Here is a 14634-nt window from a genome sequence, read left to right as displayed (position 1 = left end):
CCCAAACCATTTGATTGAACTGTTAAAAACTTAACAGTTCTTTTTTTGCCCTTTCATTATAGCAAATAAGTTTCCCTATGGCTAGTGTGATAAAATAATAGGATATAAGTAAATCTTATGACATATCAGATTCTTGATTAACTGGATTTTGATAATTGTGGTATAATTTGAATTGCGATTTCGTTATTATATTAACAAATACTATTTTAAGAAAGGGGGATTTATGTGTCAGAGGTTAACACAAGCGTAAGTGGGGAAAGAGTGCGCAAACCAAGAAAACCCAAAAAGAGCCAGATTCCATATGCAATTCTGGTTACAATCCTGATCATTGCTTTTGGATTTTATTTGGCAGGAGGGAACAATAAGCTGCCTGTTTACTGGGGATTCGGTATTGCATTCGGGTACATCCTGCAGCGTTCTCGTTTTTGCTTTACGGCAGCATTCCGTGACCCGTGTATTACAGGAAGCACATCTGTAACAAGAGCCGTACTGGTCGCAGTTGCAGTTGGCAGTGTGGGATTCTGGGCGATCAAGTATGCCAGTGTCATGGCAAATGCAGAATCCAATTACAGCATGGCCAGCGTATCGCCCATTGGTTTGCCCTTGATCATCGGTGCGGTTATGTTTGGTACAGGAATGGTCATTGCCGGAGGCTGTGCATCAGGAACTTTGATGCGCGTTGGAGAGGGGTTTGCAATGCAGGTACTGTCTTTGGTATTTTTCATAGCAGGTTCCTTCTGGGGTGCACACGATATGAACTTCTGGAGCAAATTCAATACAAATGCTCCGAAGATATTTTTACCGGACGTGTTTGGCTGGTTTGGTGCAATCCTTGTACAGGGATTGATCATTGTGCTGTTATACATAGCGGCTGTCAAATGGCAGGAAAAGAAAATGGGAAGTGCAGAATAAAATAATTTTAAATTAAAGGAGATATAAAATGGCAGAATTTACATTAGATTGTCTGGGAGAGGCTTGTCCTGTCCCGCTTATGAAAACTGAGAAGAAGATCGGTGAGCTATCCGTAGGAGATGTTTTGGTCGTATCCATTGATCATAGCTGTGCAATGAAAAATGTTCCTGAGTGGGCAAGAAAACAGGGACATAACGTAGAAATTGAAGAAGTGGATGACGGAGAGTGGGAAATTGTCATTGAAAAGACGAAGTAGATAACTTCCGTGAAAGCAGGTGAATAAATTTGAAACAATTTTTTATTAAGCTTGGCGATCATCCGATTTACAAAAAGCTGTTAAAAGAACCCTTAACATATGTGTCCGGTGCGGTTTTGCTTGCAGTTTTTCAAATCGCCCACTTTTCTGCCCTGGGCAGCGGTTGGGGAGTGACAAGCGCATTTGCCAACTGGGGCACCTGGATTTACAAAGCACTTGGGGGCGACGCAAGCGGCTGGGTATACTATGCCTCTGAAAAAATGCAGAAAGAACTGAATACCAGCTTTATGGCAGACGGCGGTTCCATCCGGAATCTGGGCATAGTGCTGGGGGCCTTTGTGGCAACGTTATTTGCCTCGCAGTTTAAAATCAAAAAGATCAAGTCTTTCCGGCAGGTGGTAGCGGCAATTCTTGGCGGTTTGTTAATGGGTTATGGAGCAAGACTTGCAAATGGCTGTAATATAGGAGCTTTATTTACTGCGATTTCAGCCTTTTCCTTATCCGGATGGGTGTTCGGGGCATTTTTACTGGTAGGTGCTTTTCTGGGAAGCAAATTATTAGCCAAATATTTTATGTGATTTGTAATCATGGGGCGATCATATTTGATTGCCCCTAAATAATATAAACGCCCTGCCACAGGAAAAAAACGGCTATGGAGGAAGAATAAGAATATTCAGAAAGGAACAGGTTGCAATGGCTAAAAAAACAGAATCATATGATGTGGTAATTATCGGAGGCGGAGCGGCCGGCTTAACTGCGGGAATCTATTGCGGCAGAGCCAGGCTTAAAACCCTGATCATAGAAAAAACCCTGGTAGGCGGGCTTGCCACATATACCAATGAAATAGAGAATTACCCCGGTTTTCCTGAAGGGGCAACGGGGCTTGGACTGATGGAATTATTCCATAAACAGGCGAAAAAATTCGGTGTGGAGTTTAAACTGACAGATGTGAAATCCGTATCCTTAGAAGGGGAGGTGAAGCTGGTAGAAACGTTCCGCACCATTTACCAGGCAAAGACTGTGATCATCGGAAGCGGCGGGAAGCCCCGTCTGACCGGTGCAAAAAATGAGGATTTATATCTTTATGATAAAGGAATTTCATTCTGTGCCACCTGTGATGCGGCGGCAAATACCGGGAAGACCGTTATGGTAATCGGAAGCGGTGACGCAGCCATTGAAGAGGGGATATTTTTAACCAAATTTGCAGACAAGGTGATCGTATCCGTTATGCATGAGAATGGCAAAATGGACTGCAATGAGATCGCAAAGGCACAGGCTCTTGCCAATTCCAAAATGGAATTTATCTGGAATACAGTTGCAGATAGCTTTGAAGGTGACGAAAGGCTGCACACGGTTGTGTTAAAGAATTTAAAAACAGAGGAGAAAATCCCAGTTCAAGTGGACAGCTGTTTTCTGTTTATCGGTTACCTGCCAAATACGGAATTATTCCGCGGCGTTCTGGATATGAATCGGGGAGGTTATCTCATAACAAATGAGCGGATGGAGACAAACATACCCGGAGTATTTGCAGTAGGAGATGTGCGTGACAAATACTTAAAACAGGTTGCAACAGCGGTGGGAGACGGAGCCGTTGCCGGATACGGTGCGGAAAAATATGTATCGGAAAGCGAAATATTTGAAAAACAGATTATGAATGAAGGCAAACCTTCCCTTGTGTATATTTATAATGCAATCGATCCCCAGTCAAGAGAACTGCTGCCGGTTTTCAAAGAGTTTGAACAGGAGCATTGCGACTTTAGGGTATCCTGCATCGATATTTATAAATCAGATGGACTTGCAAAGCGCCTTGATGTGGAGAACGCCCCCTGTATGGTCTGGATCAAAGAATGCCAGATCATGGAGAAATGTTATGGTGAATTGACACCGGAGCGCATTAACAGCGTATGCAAATAGAAAAGATGCCAGGGCTGACTATTCGTGTATCAGAGAGATTGATTGGATCGTCTATGAAAATAAATTTTTGGACTTGTTATTTATTGTAAATACATTTACAATATTTTAGAGTACCAGGTGATAGAAATTACGAATAGACAGGAGCGTGGCTATGCCGCTGTTAAATCTTTTAATTAAACCTGCATCAGGCAATTGCAACATGCGATGTGAATATTGCTTTTATGCAGATGAACTGAATAATCGTACCATCCAGTCCTATGGCAGGATGTCGGTGGGTACTTTGCAGACAATTGTTGACCGGTCGATGGTTTTTGCAGACGGAGAGTGTACCTTTGCATTTCAGGGCGGAGAGCCGACTTTAGCGGGATTGGATTTTTATAAAAGTCTGGTCAGTTATGTTGCCGCTCATCCCAATCCAAAAAAAATCAGAATTCATTATGCCATTCAGACCAATGGCTATAATATTAATGAAACATGGGCCGCCTTTTTCGCAGAAAATCACTTTTTGGTGGGAGTTTCTTTAGACGGTATGAAAGAAATCCATGACAAATACCGGGCCAATGCTGCCGGAGAGGGAACTCACAAACGCGTTATGGCGGCAATCCGTTTGCTGGAAAAGCATGGAGTGGAATATAATATCCTGACCGTTGTAACTGCCGCTGCTGCCAGAAATGGTCAAAAGATGTACAATTTTTTCAAGAAGAACCATTTTGAATTCCAGCAGTATATTGAGTGCCTTGATCCCATCGGTGAAGAACCTGGCGGTCATGAATATTCGCTGACACCGGAAAGGTATGAACTCTTTTTAAAAAGTATCTTTGATGCATGGTATTTAGACCGGAAGGCCGGAAACCATGTGTATAACCGTTATTTTGAAAACCTGATGATGATAATAGCCGGGCAGATTCCGGAAAGCTGCAGCATGCGGGGAGTTTGCGGAAGGCAGTGGGTGATCGAAGCCGATGGAAGCACATATCCCTGCGATTTTTATGCGCTGGATGAATGGCGGCTGGGGAATGTGAATACGGACAGTTTTAAGGATATGGAACAAAGAAGAGAGGAACTTGGGTTTATAAAATGGTCGGAAAAGGTACCTGAAGAATGCGGAACCTGTAAGTGGTATGGTTTATGCCGCAATGGCTGCCGCAGAAACCGGGAGCCGGTAACCTCTGAGAATACGGGAAAGAATTATTTCTGCAGTGCATACTATAATTTTTTCGAATATGCGTATCCAAGATTAATAGAGATCTATCGGAAATTGATTTGATTTTTATATCATTGGGAGTTCTCATCTGTATTTTTTCCATATGCAGAAACGGATCTTATAAAAACTGCAGCAATCGAAAGGCTTAAAAATGCCTTGGATTGCTGCAGTTTTTAATTTATTAACTTATACTTCGCCCTTGCATAAAAAATAACATAAAACCAATGGTTTTGCTATAATTAAAATTCCGTATGCTGACACCTTGCTGGACGGCTGTAATAATATTTATTCCAGTAACAGCATTCTTCTCGTAACAGAAAGAGAAAAAAGTTGTTTAAATGATGCGAAGGAAAAGAATAAACGTTCTGTCTGAATTTTATTGTATTAAACTTTTTGTATACATACTTATATACTAACATCATTTTTATTGACAACTTAATTCCTAAGTGCTATATTAATATCAGAAATTCAAGTATGCAAAATCAATTCACATATATGAATTAAGAAAAGATACCGGTAACCTTGTAAATTAATTGGCGAGGTGCTATATTTAAAAATGAATTAGTGAATTAAATTCATATATGTGAAAAGGAGAAACATATGGGAGTTAAATCTGCAGAACGCGTTTTAGAAATTTTTGAGTTATTAAAAGAGTATCCTGATGGGTTGACATCAAAAGAAATAGGTGAAGCGCTTGGGTATGCTGCAAGCAGTACATTTAATCTGGTTAAGACACTACTGGATCAGGGATATCTTTTAGAGAATGAGAACAAAAGGTATACGCTAGGGGCAAAATTGATTCAGTTGGGGGCGTACGCATCTTCCTATCTGGATTTGAACAAAATAGCAGCTCCTGTTTTGAAGCGACTTATGGAAACTTTAAAGGAAACTGTTTTTATGGCTGTTTTATCTGATGAAGACATCGTGTATGTTGCAAAAGTAGATAACTACCGCTCTATTTCAACGAATGCAAGATTAGGCGGAAGGAAACCTATTTACTGTACGGGATTGGGAAAGGCTTTTCTCACCTTTATACCGGATGATCAGCGAGAAGCGCTCATAGAGCGTTTGAAATTTGTTCCCATAACAGAACATACAATCACAAAAAAGGAGGAGTTGTATGACCAAATAAAAACATTTAAAAAGCTTGGTTATGCTGTAGATAATGAGGAGATTGAAGTAGGACTTTGGTGTGCGGCTGCTCCGATTTTTAACAGAAATGGTGAGATGGAAGCCGCGGTTAGTGTATCAGGGCCAACAGAAAGAATGAGAGGAAACAAAGAAATGATTGTGAATCTTTTATTACAGTCAACAAAAGAGATCTCAGAAAAGTTGGGGTACATAAGAAAATGATAAAAAGATAAGAGGAGTAAATATGGGAAGTTTAGCAGGAGTAAATCCACCGTCAATTACAATTTTTAATGAGATAGGACAAGTCAATTATGAAGCGATGAAACGCCACACAGATTTTATGATTGAACAGGGTGTTAATGGAATTGCTTATCTTGGAACATCAGGTGAATTTGGGGTTATGACAGTGGAACAGAAAATAGAGCTGATTCAAGTTATGACTGCATATGTAAATCACCGAGTTAATGTTTTGGTTGGTGTCGGAGACACATGTTTAGAATATACGCAGAAAATGATAGTAGCAGCACAGGAGGCAGGTGCCGATGCCGTATTGGCAGTTGCTCCGTATTTTAGTATATATGCTGAAGATAACATAGAAGTTTATTACAGGGAATTGGCAAAAATTTCTCAGCTTCCTGTTATTGTATATAACTTTCCAGATCTTACAGGGTTTGATATGAGCCCGGAATTAGTGAAAAAGTTGGCATTGTCATGTCCGAACATTATAGGAATTAAAGATACCGTTCCAGAGATGGCTCATTTAAAAGCTATGGTGGAAATTAAAAAAGATAAGCCAGAGTTTATGGTATTTTGTGCTTATGAAACGCAGGCATATGAGATGATGAAGGAAGGGATTGACGGTTTTATCAATGCAACCAGTAATTTTGTACCTCAGTATACAGTGGGGCTGTATAGGGAATCTCTGGAAAATAATGAGGAAAAGATGCAGGAGTACTTTAAAAAGATGTGTGTGGCTTCAGAAGTATATCAGTATTCGCTTCCGTTGCTGCTGGCAGTAAAGGAAGCCGTTTACCAGAAAGTGTTGCATCAGTCGGGAGCGGAGAAATTGCCGGGGTTGTCATTAAACCAAAAGGATAAAGAAAATATTCAGGAATTGCTGAAAAAACTATAGGAGGATAAGGTTATGGGAATTATGGGAAGAAAAATCATTGAAATCAGAGCTTATGTTGCTGAAGGGGGTGGAGCGGATTACCATGATCAAGGGCAAGATCACTGGATCGTAAAACAAATTTCCACGCCAATGAGTATCTATCCGGAGTATAAGGCGACTAGAACAAGCTTTGGTATCAATGCATTGAAGACCCTTGTTGTTGAAGTAGAAGCCGACAATGGGGAAATTGGATTTGGGATTTCAACCGGCGGTTATCCGGCGGCGTGGCTTATTATGAACCATTTAGATCGGTTTATTATCGGGCAGCCGGTTGAAAATATTGAGCAGATGTGGGATCAGATGTATCGTGGATCTCTGTATTATGGAAGAAAAGGTATCGTAATGAATGCTATATCTGCGGTTGACTTAGCGCTATGGGATCTTTTGGGAAAATTAAGGCAGGAACCGGTTTATGCCATGCTGGGAGGTAAGGTAAGAGAAGAATTGTCATTTTATGCAACAGGACCGCGCCCCGATTTAGCAAAAGAAATGGGATTTATAGGCGGTAAGCTTCCGCTTGTATATGGCCCAGCAGATGGTGAGGAGGGACTCAGAAAGAATGTGGGACTTGCAGAGAAAATGCGGAATGCTGTCGGTGATGATTTCATGCTTATGTGGGACTGTTGGATGTCCCTGGATCTCCCGTATGCAAGAAAGCTTATGCATGAGTCTGAAAAATTGGGATTCAAATGGGTAGAGGAATGCTTTAATCCGGATGACTATTGGGCATATCGGGATTTAAAAAAGGCAGCAGGAAATACCATGATGGTATCAGGTGGAGAGCATGAGGCTACACGTTATGGATTCCGCATGCTGATGGAATTTTGTGATATTGATTTGCTTCAGCCGGATGTAGGCTGGTGCGGCGGTATGACCGAGCTGATAAAAATAGGGAACATGGCAGAAAGTTATGGAAAAATGGTAGTGCCGCATGGAAGCGGAATTTATAGTCATCACTATGTTATTACAAAAGTAAATAGTCCGTTTACGGAGTGTATCATGATGAGTCCCGATGCAGATACAGTAATTTCACAATACTATCCGTTGATTAAGGATGAGCCGCTTCCGATCAATGGAAAGCTGAAGATAAAAGATACGCCAGGATTTGGTGCGGAACTGAATAAAGAAGGCTGCAATCTGATTGCTGTAAAAAAGGGAGGAAGGCTTTAAATCGTGAATGCGAAAGGAATCAATAAGGATAAGATCCAAAGTGCCTTAAATTTAGTTACATTTCGTTTGCAGCATCTTCAAAGGCCAGAAAAAGAGGAAGAGCTACTTAAGAATCAGGAAAAAACAAAAAAGGTTATCGGAGCATTTCCAAGGGATTTTGGGATGGATGCGTGGGACTGGCCTCAGGGAGTAGGTTTATATGGGATGATGAATCTGTATAAAATTACCGGAGATCAGGACATTAAACTGTATATTCAGCAGTGGTTCCAGAGGCATATACAGATGGGACTGCCGGTACGAAATATAAATACAACCTGTCCGCTTTTGACAATGGTAGATTTGGTAGAATCTAATGAAGAATACAGGGAGATCTGTGAGGATTGGGCAAAGTGGATTATGTATGAAATGCCTAGAACAAAAGAAAATGGTTTTCAGCATACGACGACTAAAGATGCAGCCAGGGGTTTGTTGAACATGAACGAAAATCAGATATGGATTGATACATTATTCATGACAGTGCTTTTTCTCGCAAAATGGGGAGTCTATACAGATAATGAAGCTTATCAGAATGAGGCAGTCCATCAGTATCTAATCATGCTGAAATATTTATATGACAAAGAAGCTGGATTATTTTATCATGCATGGACCTTTGATGAAAACAAGAATTTTAGTAAGGCATTCTGGTGTAGAGGAAATTGCTGGTATACTGCTTCGGTACTGGATTTTATAGAAATATTAGGAGATAAGTTAAGTCCCCCAGTGAAAGAGATTTTAATCGACGCTTATAAGGCACAGGTATCTGCATTATGTGAGTATCAGAGTGAGTCAGGATTATGGCATACGGTTTTAGATGATCCGGATAGCTATGAAGAAACATCGGGATCCGCAGGTATTGTATATGGGATACTTAAGGGACTTCGAAGTAAAGTGCTGACAGCAGACCATGTAGAAGCAGCTGAGCGTGCGGTGAATGGAATCTTAGATAAGATCAGTTCAGATGGCACAGTAGAAGGGGTATCCGCCGGAACACCTGTAGGAAGGGGTAGGGATCATTATAAAGGAATTATGATAGCTCCCATGGCATATGGCCAGTCACTATGTATAATGGCTCTTTCAGAGGCATTACAATAAAATTCAAGGAGAGAAAATTATGGGAAGATGGAGTAAGAAGGTATCGGCAGTAGTACTGTCAACCGCAATGGTGGTAGGTTTGACTGCATGTGGGACAAACGTAAAGAACAGTTCATCACAAGCGGGAAATGAGCAGCAGACAGAAGGATCTTCCAAACAACAGGAAGACACTCAGGAGGGCGGAGACAAGGACGTACGCCTTAAGATAAGCTGGTGGGGCGGTGACAGCAGACATGAGGTGACTTTAAAGGCAATAGAGGTATTTGAGAAAAAATATCCTAATATTAAAGTAGAAGCACAGTATGGAGCCTGGAATGGATGGCTGGACCAGCTCTCCGTACAAATGGCAGGAGGTACGGAACCAGATGTGATGCAGATAAACTGGAACTGGATTTATGAATTCTCCAAAGATGGAGATGGTTTTGCAGATTTAAACCAATATGGGGATGTAATTGATCTGAAACAGTACCCCGAAAGTCTGTTAAAGCAGATGACAATTGATGGAAAGCTTCAAGGAATTCCCATAGCCTCCACTGGAAAGGTGTTCTATTGGAATAAAACTACTTTTGACAAAGCAGGAATAGCGGTTCCGGCTTCCTTTGCGGAGATGATTGAGGCGGGAAAGGTATTCCAAGAGAAGCTGGGAGAAGCTTATTATCCAATGGCATTGACTCCGTTTGAGCAGTCACTGGTTATGGTGTATTATCTTCAGCAGAAATATGACAAGCAGTGGATTGTGGATCAGAAGGTTAATTTCACAGAAGAGGAAGTAGCTGACGGAATTGCATTTATAAGAATGCTTGAAGATAACCATGTATTCCCCAGCCAGGAAAAGCTGGCAGGAGACGGAGCGGATACAATGGACAAAAATCCAAACTGGATTGATGGAAAGTATGCAGGATTCTATGAGTGGGATTCTTCACAGGCTAAATTTGCCAATGCATTAGAGGAGGGACAGGAGTTTGTAATGGGCGGCTACCCTTATGACTATGGTAATGTAAAAGCAGCTACTGTAAAGATTGCAATGGCCTTTGGAGTTAGCGCTCACAGCCAGCATCCGAAAGAAGCAGCAATGTTGATTGATTTCCTGTTAAATGATCCGGATGCAATAGAAATCATGGGGCTTGAACGAGGGGTAGTATCGAATGTGAATGCGCAGAAGATACTGGAGTCCGCAGGAAAGCTTTCTGATCTGACCTATGAAAGTAATGTAGCGGCAATGGAGAATGCAGGATTTGCATTGGATCCATACTTCGAGGATTCCAAATTGAAAGATAATACAGGTTTATATTTTGAAATATTTGAAGATTTAAGCTATGACAACATTGATCCTAATGAACTGGCGGCAAGGCTGATTGATGGGATTAATAAAGTACAGGATTCAAATAAATAGAATGTAAAACTCAGGGAATCAGTCTTCAGGCGGACTGGTTCCCAAATCAGAAGATAAACGGAGCGGGCAGGATAGGTATGAAATTCAGGGTAATATTTAAAACGGCAAGGAAGATTACAATCGAACTTCTGGATGCGGGGATTTTTTATACGGATTTTACTTATGATATATATATTAATGGAAAGAATCGTATGACCAGCCGCCGTGTAGTGGAGACTGTTGATGGGTTGAAACCAGATACAGAGTATACGATACAGGTGGTAGGCGAAGGTACTAGGTCTGAGACTGTAAATGTAAGGACAGATTATGAATTTGTGACTTTGGATATTAAGAAATTTGGGGCCGTAGGGGATGGAGCTCATGATGATACCCTTGCAATTCAGGCAGCTATCAGTTCCTGTCCTCTGGATAGCAGAGTGCTTATACCAAAGGGAATTTACAGGGTATCCTCCATTTTTTTAAAAAGCAATATTACAATTGATTTGGCAGAAGGCGCCGTTCTTTCCGCCTTTACGGAACGGGAGAAATTCGCTGTCCTCCCTGGATTAATTGAAAGCTGGGATGAACAGGAAGAATATAATCTAGGAAGCTGGGAAGGAAACCCATTAAGGATGTTTTCTTCCATCATCACAGGAATTGGTGTAACCAATGTCGTGATAACAGGAAAGGGCGTTATTGATGGCAATGCCAGCTACAATAACTGGTGGAATGATTTTAGAACTATTAAAGGAGCATATCGTCCCAGGATGATTTTCTTAAATAATTGTGAGAATATCACTCTGCATGAATTTACAACCAGGAATACTCCTGCATGGAATATCCATCCGTATTTTTCCAGGAATCTTAGATTTATTGGTCTTCATATTCTCAATCCGAAAGTTTCACCGAATACAGACGGGATGGATCCCGAGTCCTGTAATGGTGTAGAAATTGTAGGGACGTATTTTTCTGTTGGAGATGACTGTATTGCAATTAAATCCGGAAAGATATATATGGGGAAAAAGTACAAAGAACCGTCTCAAAATATCGAAATTCGACAATGCTGTATGAAGGACGGACATGGTTCTGTGACATTGGGGAGTGAAATGGCGGCCGGAGTAAGAAACCTTATTGTAAAAGACTGCCTGTTTCTTAATACAGACAGAGGTTTGAGGATAAAAACAAGGAGAGGAAGGGGAAAGGATGCGGTTATCGATAATGTTGTGTTCGAGAATATCCGGATGAATCATGTCTTAAGTCCTTTTGTAGTGAATTCCTTTTACTGGGATTGTGATCCTGATGGTCATACGGAATACGTGGCTTCCAAGAACCCGCTGCCATTGGATGACAGAACACCTGTCATTAAAAGCATGGTATTTAAACATATCAAGGCTCACAATTGTCATGTCTGCGGTACATTTATTTATGGTTTGCCTGAGGCTAAGATTCAGAATATAACGATGGAAGATATTGAAATTGATTATTGTGATAATCCTACACCTGAATTTCCTGATTTGTTGGCAGATGTAGAAAAAATCACAAAAATGGGGATATATGTCCATAATGTTCAATATTTAAAAATGGATAACATACGGATAACCGGTCAGGAAGGATCGGCCTGGATCATCCACCAGGTAGATAACTTTTTTAAAGATGGAAAGAGAGTGGAGGAGGGGGAAGATGCCTCAAATGACAAATTTGAAACGGAATTTAAAAAGGATTTTGCGCAATAATGAAGGTTTTTTATATATATTACCATGGCTAATAGGATTTTTAGTATATAAAGCATATCCGTTCGCATCTTCATTGTTTTACAGTTTTACGGATTACCATCTGTTTAATGGAATTAGGGAGTTTGGATTGATGAATTATAAAGATATTTTCAATACAAAAAAGATCATGGATGCTTACGAGGTTACCTTTAAATATGCGTTTATGACAGTTCCGTTAAAACTGATATTTGCTTTATTCATTGCTTATATATTAAATTTTAAAATTAGGGGAGTGAACATATTTCGGACGGCATATTATATTCCTTCAATCCTGGGAGGTTCTATAGCAATTGCTGTGCTCTGGAAGGCCATTTTTAAGAACGATGGTATTATCAATATCCTTTTAGGGTATTTTGGGGTAGAAGGGCCAAATTGGTTGGCCAGCCGTACTCACGCATTGTTTGTAATCTGTTTTTTACGTATATGGCAGTTTGGGTCGGCCATGGTAATATTTCTTGCTGCATTAAAGGGCGTTTCACAGGACTTATATGAAGCTGCTTCCATTGACGGAGCGGGTAAATGGAGACAGTTTTTCAGCATTACCGTACCGCTTATTACACCTGTAATCTTTTATAATCTGGTTACTCAATTATGTCAGGCATTTCAGGAATTCAATGGCCCATATATTATTACTCAGGGTGGTCCCAGAGGTTCAACAACCCTTATTTCACTGTTGATCTATAACAATGCATTTAAGAGTTATGAAATGGGTATGGCCAGTGCACAGGCGTGGCTGCTGTTTCTTATTGTAATGACACTTACTGCAATTGCATTTGTAAGTCAGAAAAAATGGGTTTACTATTCGGATGAGGAAGGGAGATAGATGACATGACCAGAGATAGAAGAATGATGATTAATACATTTTTTCGGTATTTGGTATTGATTGCAGTAGGTCTTATTATGGTATATCCCCTGATCTGGATGGTAGGTGCATCCTTCAAAACAAATGCTGAAATTTTTAGCGGAATTGGGTTCCTTCCTAAAAAGCCCACCTTAAGTGGCTACCAGGGTGCTTTAAAAGGTTATGGGGGAGATATCAATATTTTTAAAGCTATGTTAAATACTTATGAGATTGTAATTTCAAAAGTAGTGTTTACGATTACGTCAGCTACTATTACAGCTTATGGTTTTGCCAGATTCCAGTTTAAAGGAAAGGGTATCTTTTTCGCAATCCTTATGTCTACTTTGTTTTTGCCTCAGGTTGTTTTAAATGTACCTCAGTTTATCATGTACAATCAGTTTAATTGGATTGATTCGCCTCTGTACCTGGCACTGATTGTACCGACCCTGTTTGCGACGGATACTTACTTTGTTTTCATGCTGATACAGTTTTTAAGAAATATTCCAAAAGAATTAGAGGAGGCAGCGAAGATTGATGGCTGTAATTCTTTAAAAACATTATGGCATGTAATTGTGCCGATGTTGAAACCATCAATTGTTTCCTGTGCCTTATTCCAGTTTATGTGGTCATCCAATGATTTCATGGGCCCGCTGCTTTATGTTAATACTCCTGCCAGATATCCGGCTTCTATTTTTGTTAAAATGTCCATGGATGCAGATGCAGGGTTTGAGTGGAACAGGGTTCTGGCTATGTCAATGATTTCGATTATACCGTCATTAATTGTTTTTTTCCTGGCTCAGAAATCTTTTGTTGATGGAATTGCAGCAGGCGGAGTTAAGGGATAGGTTTATAGGATGGAGATGACAGTGGATAAAGTAGTAAAAAAATATGTAGATGAATATTTAGATGAGTGCAAGGACTGGAATGAGAAGACTATTATGGTCCTTCTGGGCTTGAAAGCCATGTATGAGGCAACGAAGGATACTTATTACAAAGAGAGAATCCTTGAATGCATGGAAAGGTTCATTGATGGATATGGATATACAAAAGATCTTAATGGCATTGCCTCTGGTCGAGTAATGGCAGGTGTCAGGATATTAGATTTTGCTTATCAGATGACCTTGAATGAAAAATATAAAAAAGCTATAGAGCAGACCGTACAAGCGTCAGTAGAAGCATTATATCTGTTTCCCGAAGAATTTTACATGACGGAACCTTCTTATATGTTATATGAAACAATATATAATAAAAAGGAAGGATATAATCGGATACACAATCATTTTAAGGAATTAGAAGCGTATTTACTGAATGGGGTTTCTTTGAATGGTCTGGGCTGGTACATGATGGCTTTAATTGATTCATTTGGAATCATATCAGAGCAGATTTTTGAACAGATGAAGTATATTCAGAAACTATTTAAGGATCAGTTAAAAAATATCTTGGAGAAGAACATTATTTGGAATGATCAGAGTGAGCTGGTTGCACTTATGATATCTTATTCTATCATGAAGAGTTGTCGGTTAGAGGCTATTTCAAAAGAACGATATTATGATGTTGGAGCAGATATATATCAAACATTTCTACGAAAGATGGAGGAGAAAGAATTAGGAAGCGTGTTACAGGATGAAATATTTATAAGTACTTTTATGATGGCTTATAGTGAAGTCATATTGAAAAACTAAAAATATGATTTCATGTCATTGTGCGACCAATGTCATTAAGTTAAGCGAACGTAATGCAGCCAATAAGGAGCTGATCAT

General features: G+C 40.1%; 14 protein-coding genes. All 14 read left to right on the top strand.

What is annotated here, in order from left to right; genetic code table 11:
• Window positions 1–225 precede the first annotated feature (225 nt).
• Window positions 226–912, top strand: coding sequence for a YeeE/YedE thiosulfate transporter family protein (locus K401_RS0128385; RefSeq protein WP_024296118.1), 687 nt, complete (start codon window positions 226–228; stop codon window positions 910–912).
• Window positions 913–940: 28 nt separating this feature from the next.
• Window positions 941–1168 (top strand): sulfurtransferase TusA family protein, encoded by a 228-nt coding sequence (locus tag K401_RS0128380; protein WP_024296117.1) that lies wholly within the window; start codon window positions 941–943, stop codon window positions 1166–1168.
• Between the two features lie 29 nt (window positions 1169–1197).
• Entirely contained in the window at window positions 1198–1746 is a 549-nt protein-coding gene (locus tag K401_RS0128375; protein ID WP_024296116.1) for a YeeE/YedE thiosulfate transporter family protein, read from the top strand.
• A gap of 115 nt (window positions 1747–1861) precedes the next feature.
• Window positions 1862–3082, top strand: a complete 1221-nt coding sequence (locus K401_RS0128370; RefSeq protein ID WP_024296115.1) for an FAD-dependent oxidoreductase — start codon at window positions 1862–1864, stop codon at window positions 3080–3082.
• A gap of 151 nt (window positions 3083–3233) precedes the next feature.
• On the top strand, window positions 3234–4349 hold the full coding sequence (locus tag K401_RS0128365) for an anaerobic sulfatase maturase (RefSeq protein WP_024296114.1): 1116 nt from the start codon (window positions 3234–3236) through the stop codon (window positions 4347–4349).
• 537 nt (window positions 4350–4886) lie between these two features.
• The gene (locus tag K401_RS0128360) at window positions 4887–5639 is read left to right on the top strand and encodes an IclR family transcriptional regulator (RefSeq protein WP_024296113.1); all 753 of its coding nucleotides are present in this window, start codon (window positions 4887–4889) and stop codon (window positions 5637–5639) included.
• A gap of 22 nt (window positions 5640–5661) precedes the next feature.
• Window positions 5662–6549 (top strand): dihydrodipicolinate synthase family protein, encoded by an 888-nt coding sequence (locus tag K401_RS0128355; RefSeq protein ID WP_024296112.1) that lies wholly within the window; start codon window positions 5662–5664, stop codon window positions 6547–6549.
• A 12-nt stretch (window positions 6550–6561) separates the two neighbouring features.
• Window positions 6562–7758 carry an L-rhamnonate dehydratase gene (gene rhmD, locus K401_RS0128350; protein ID WP_024296111.1) on the top strand — a complete coding sequence of 399 codons (1197 nt, stop codon included), beginning with the start codon at window positions 6562–6564 and terminating at the stop codon, window positions 7756–7758.
• A gap of 3 nt (window positions 7759–7761) precedes the next feature.
• Window positions 7762–8889: a glycoside hydrolase family 88/105 protein gene (locus K401_RS0128345; protein WP_024296110.1), complete on the top strand. Its 1128-nt coding sequence runs from the start codon at window positions 7762–7764 to the stop codon at window positions 8887–8889.
• A gap of 19 nt (window positions 8890–8908) precedes the next feature.
• Complete coding sequence (locus K401_RS0128340) at window positions 8909–10282, top strand: ABC transporter substrate-binding protein (protein ID WP_034620068.1); 1374 nt, start codon at window positions 8909–8911, stop codon at window positions 10280–10282.
• 77 nt (window positions 10283–10359) lie between these two features.
• Window positions 10360–11994, top strand: coding sequence for a glycosyl hydrolase family 28 protein (locus K401_RS0128335; RefSeq protein ID WP_024296108.1), 1635 nt, complete (start codon window positions 10360–10362; stop codon window positions 11992–11994).
• The gene (locus K401_RS0128330; protein ID WP_024296107.1) at window positions 11951–12856 is read left to right on the top strand and encodes a carbohydrate ABC transporter permease; all 906 of its coding nucleotides are present in this window, start codon (window positions 11951–11953) and stop codon (window positions 12854–12856) included. Before K401_RS0128335 ends, K401_RS0128330 begins: the two co-directional genes overlap by 44 nt.
• A gap of 5 nt (window positions 12857–12861) precedes the next feature.
• Entirely contained in the window at window positions 12862–13719 is an 858-nt protein-coding gene (locus K401_RS0128325; RefSeq protein ID WP_024296106.1) for a carbohydrate ABC transporter permease, read from the top strand.
• A 21-nt stretch (window positions 13720–13740) separates the two neighbouring features.
• Complete coding sequence (locus tag K401_RS0128320; RefSeq protein ID WP_156945325.1) at window positions 13741–14556, top strand: glycoside hydrolase family 88 protein; 816 nt, start codon at window positions 13741–13743, stop codon at window positions 14554–14556.
• Window positions 14557–14634: the final 78 nt, after the last annotated feature.

This window comes from Lacrimispora indolis DSM 755 (assembly GCF_000526995.1).
Taxonomy (GTDB): Bacteria; Bacillota; Clostridia; order Lachnospirales; family Lachnospiraceae; genus Lacrimispora; species Lacrimispora indolis.
Note: the sequence above shows the minus strand (reverse complement) of the source record. Positions and strands in the feature narration are given on the sequence as shown.

Excerpts from the sequence above, each read along its gene's own strand:
- K401_RS0128380 (WP_024296117.1), top strand. The coding sequence starts at position 941 with ATGGCAGAATTTACATTAGATTGTCTGGGAGAGGCTTGTCCTGTCCCG.
- K401_RS0128370 (WP_024296115.1), top strand. The coding sequence starts at position 1,862 with ATGGCTAAAAAAACAGAATCATATGATGTGGTAATTATCGGAGGCGGA.
- K401_RS0128365 (WP_024296114.1), top strand. The coding sequence starts at position 3,234 with ATGCCGCTGTTAAATCTTTTAATTAAACCTGCATCAGGCAATTGCAAC.
- K401_RS0128360 (WP_024296113.1), top strand. The coding sequence starts at position 4,887 with ATGGGAGTTAAATCTGCAGAACGCGTTTTAGAAATTTTTGAGTTATTA.
- K401_RS0128355 (WP_024296112.1), top strand. The coding sequence starts at position 5,662 with ATGGGAAGTTTAGCAGGAGTAAATCCACCGTCAATTACAATTTTTAAT.
- rhmD (WP_024296111.1), top strand. The coding sequence starts at position 6,562 with ATGGGAATTATGGGAAGAAAAATCATTGAAATCAGAGCTTATGTTGCT.
- K401_RS0128340 (WP_034620068.1), top strand. The coding sequence starts at position 8,909 with ATGGGAAGATGGAGTAAGAAGGTATCGGCAGTAGTACTGTCAACCGCA.
- K401_RS0128335 (WP_024296108.1), top strand. The coding sequence starts at position 10,360 with ATGAAATTCAGGGTAATATTTAAAACGGCAAGGAAGATTACAATCGAA.
- K401_RS0128330 (WP_024296107.1), top strand. The coding sequence starts at position 11,951 with ATGACAAATTTGAAACGGAATTTAAAAAGGATTTTGCGCAATAATGAA.
- K401_RS0128325 (WP_024296106.1), top strand. The coding sequence starts at position 12,862 with ATGACCAGAGATAGAAGAATGATGATTAATACATTTTTTCGGTATTTG.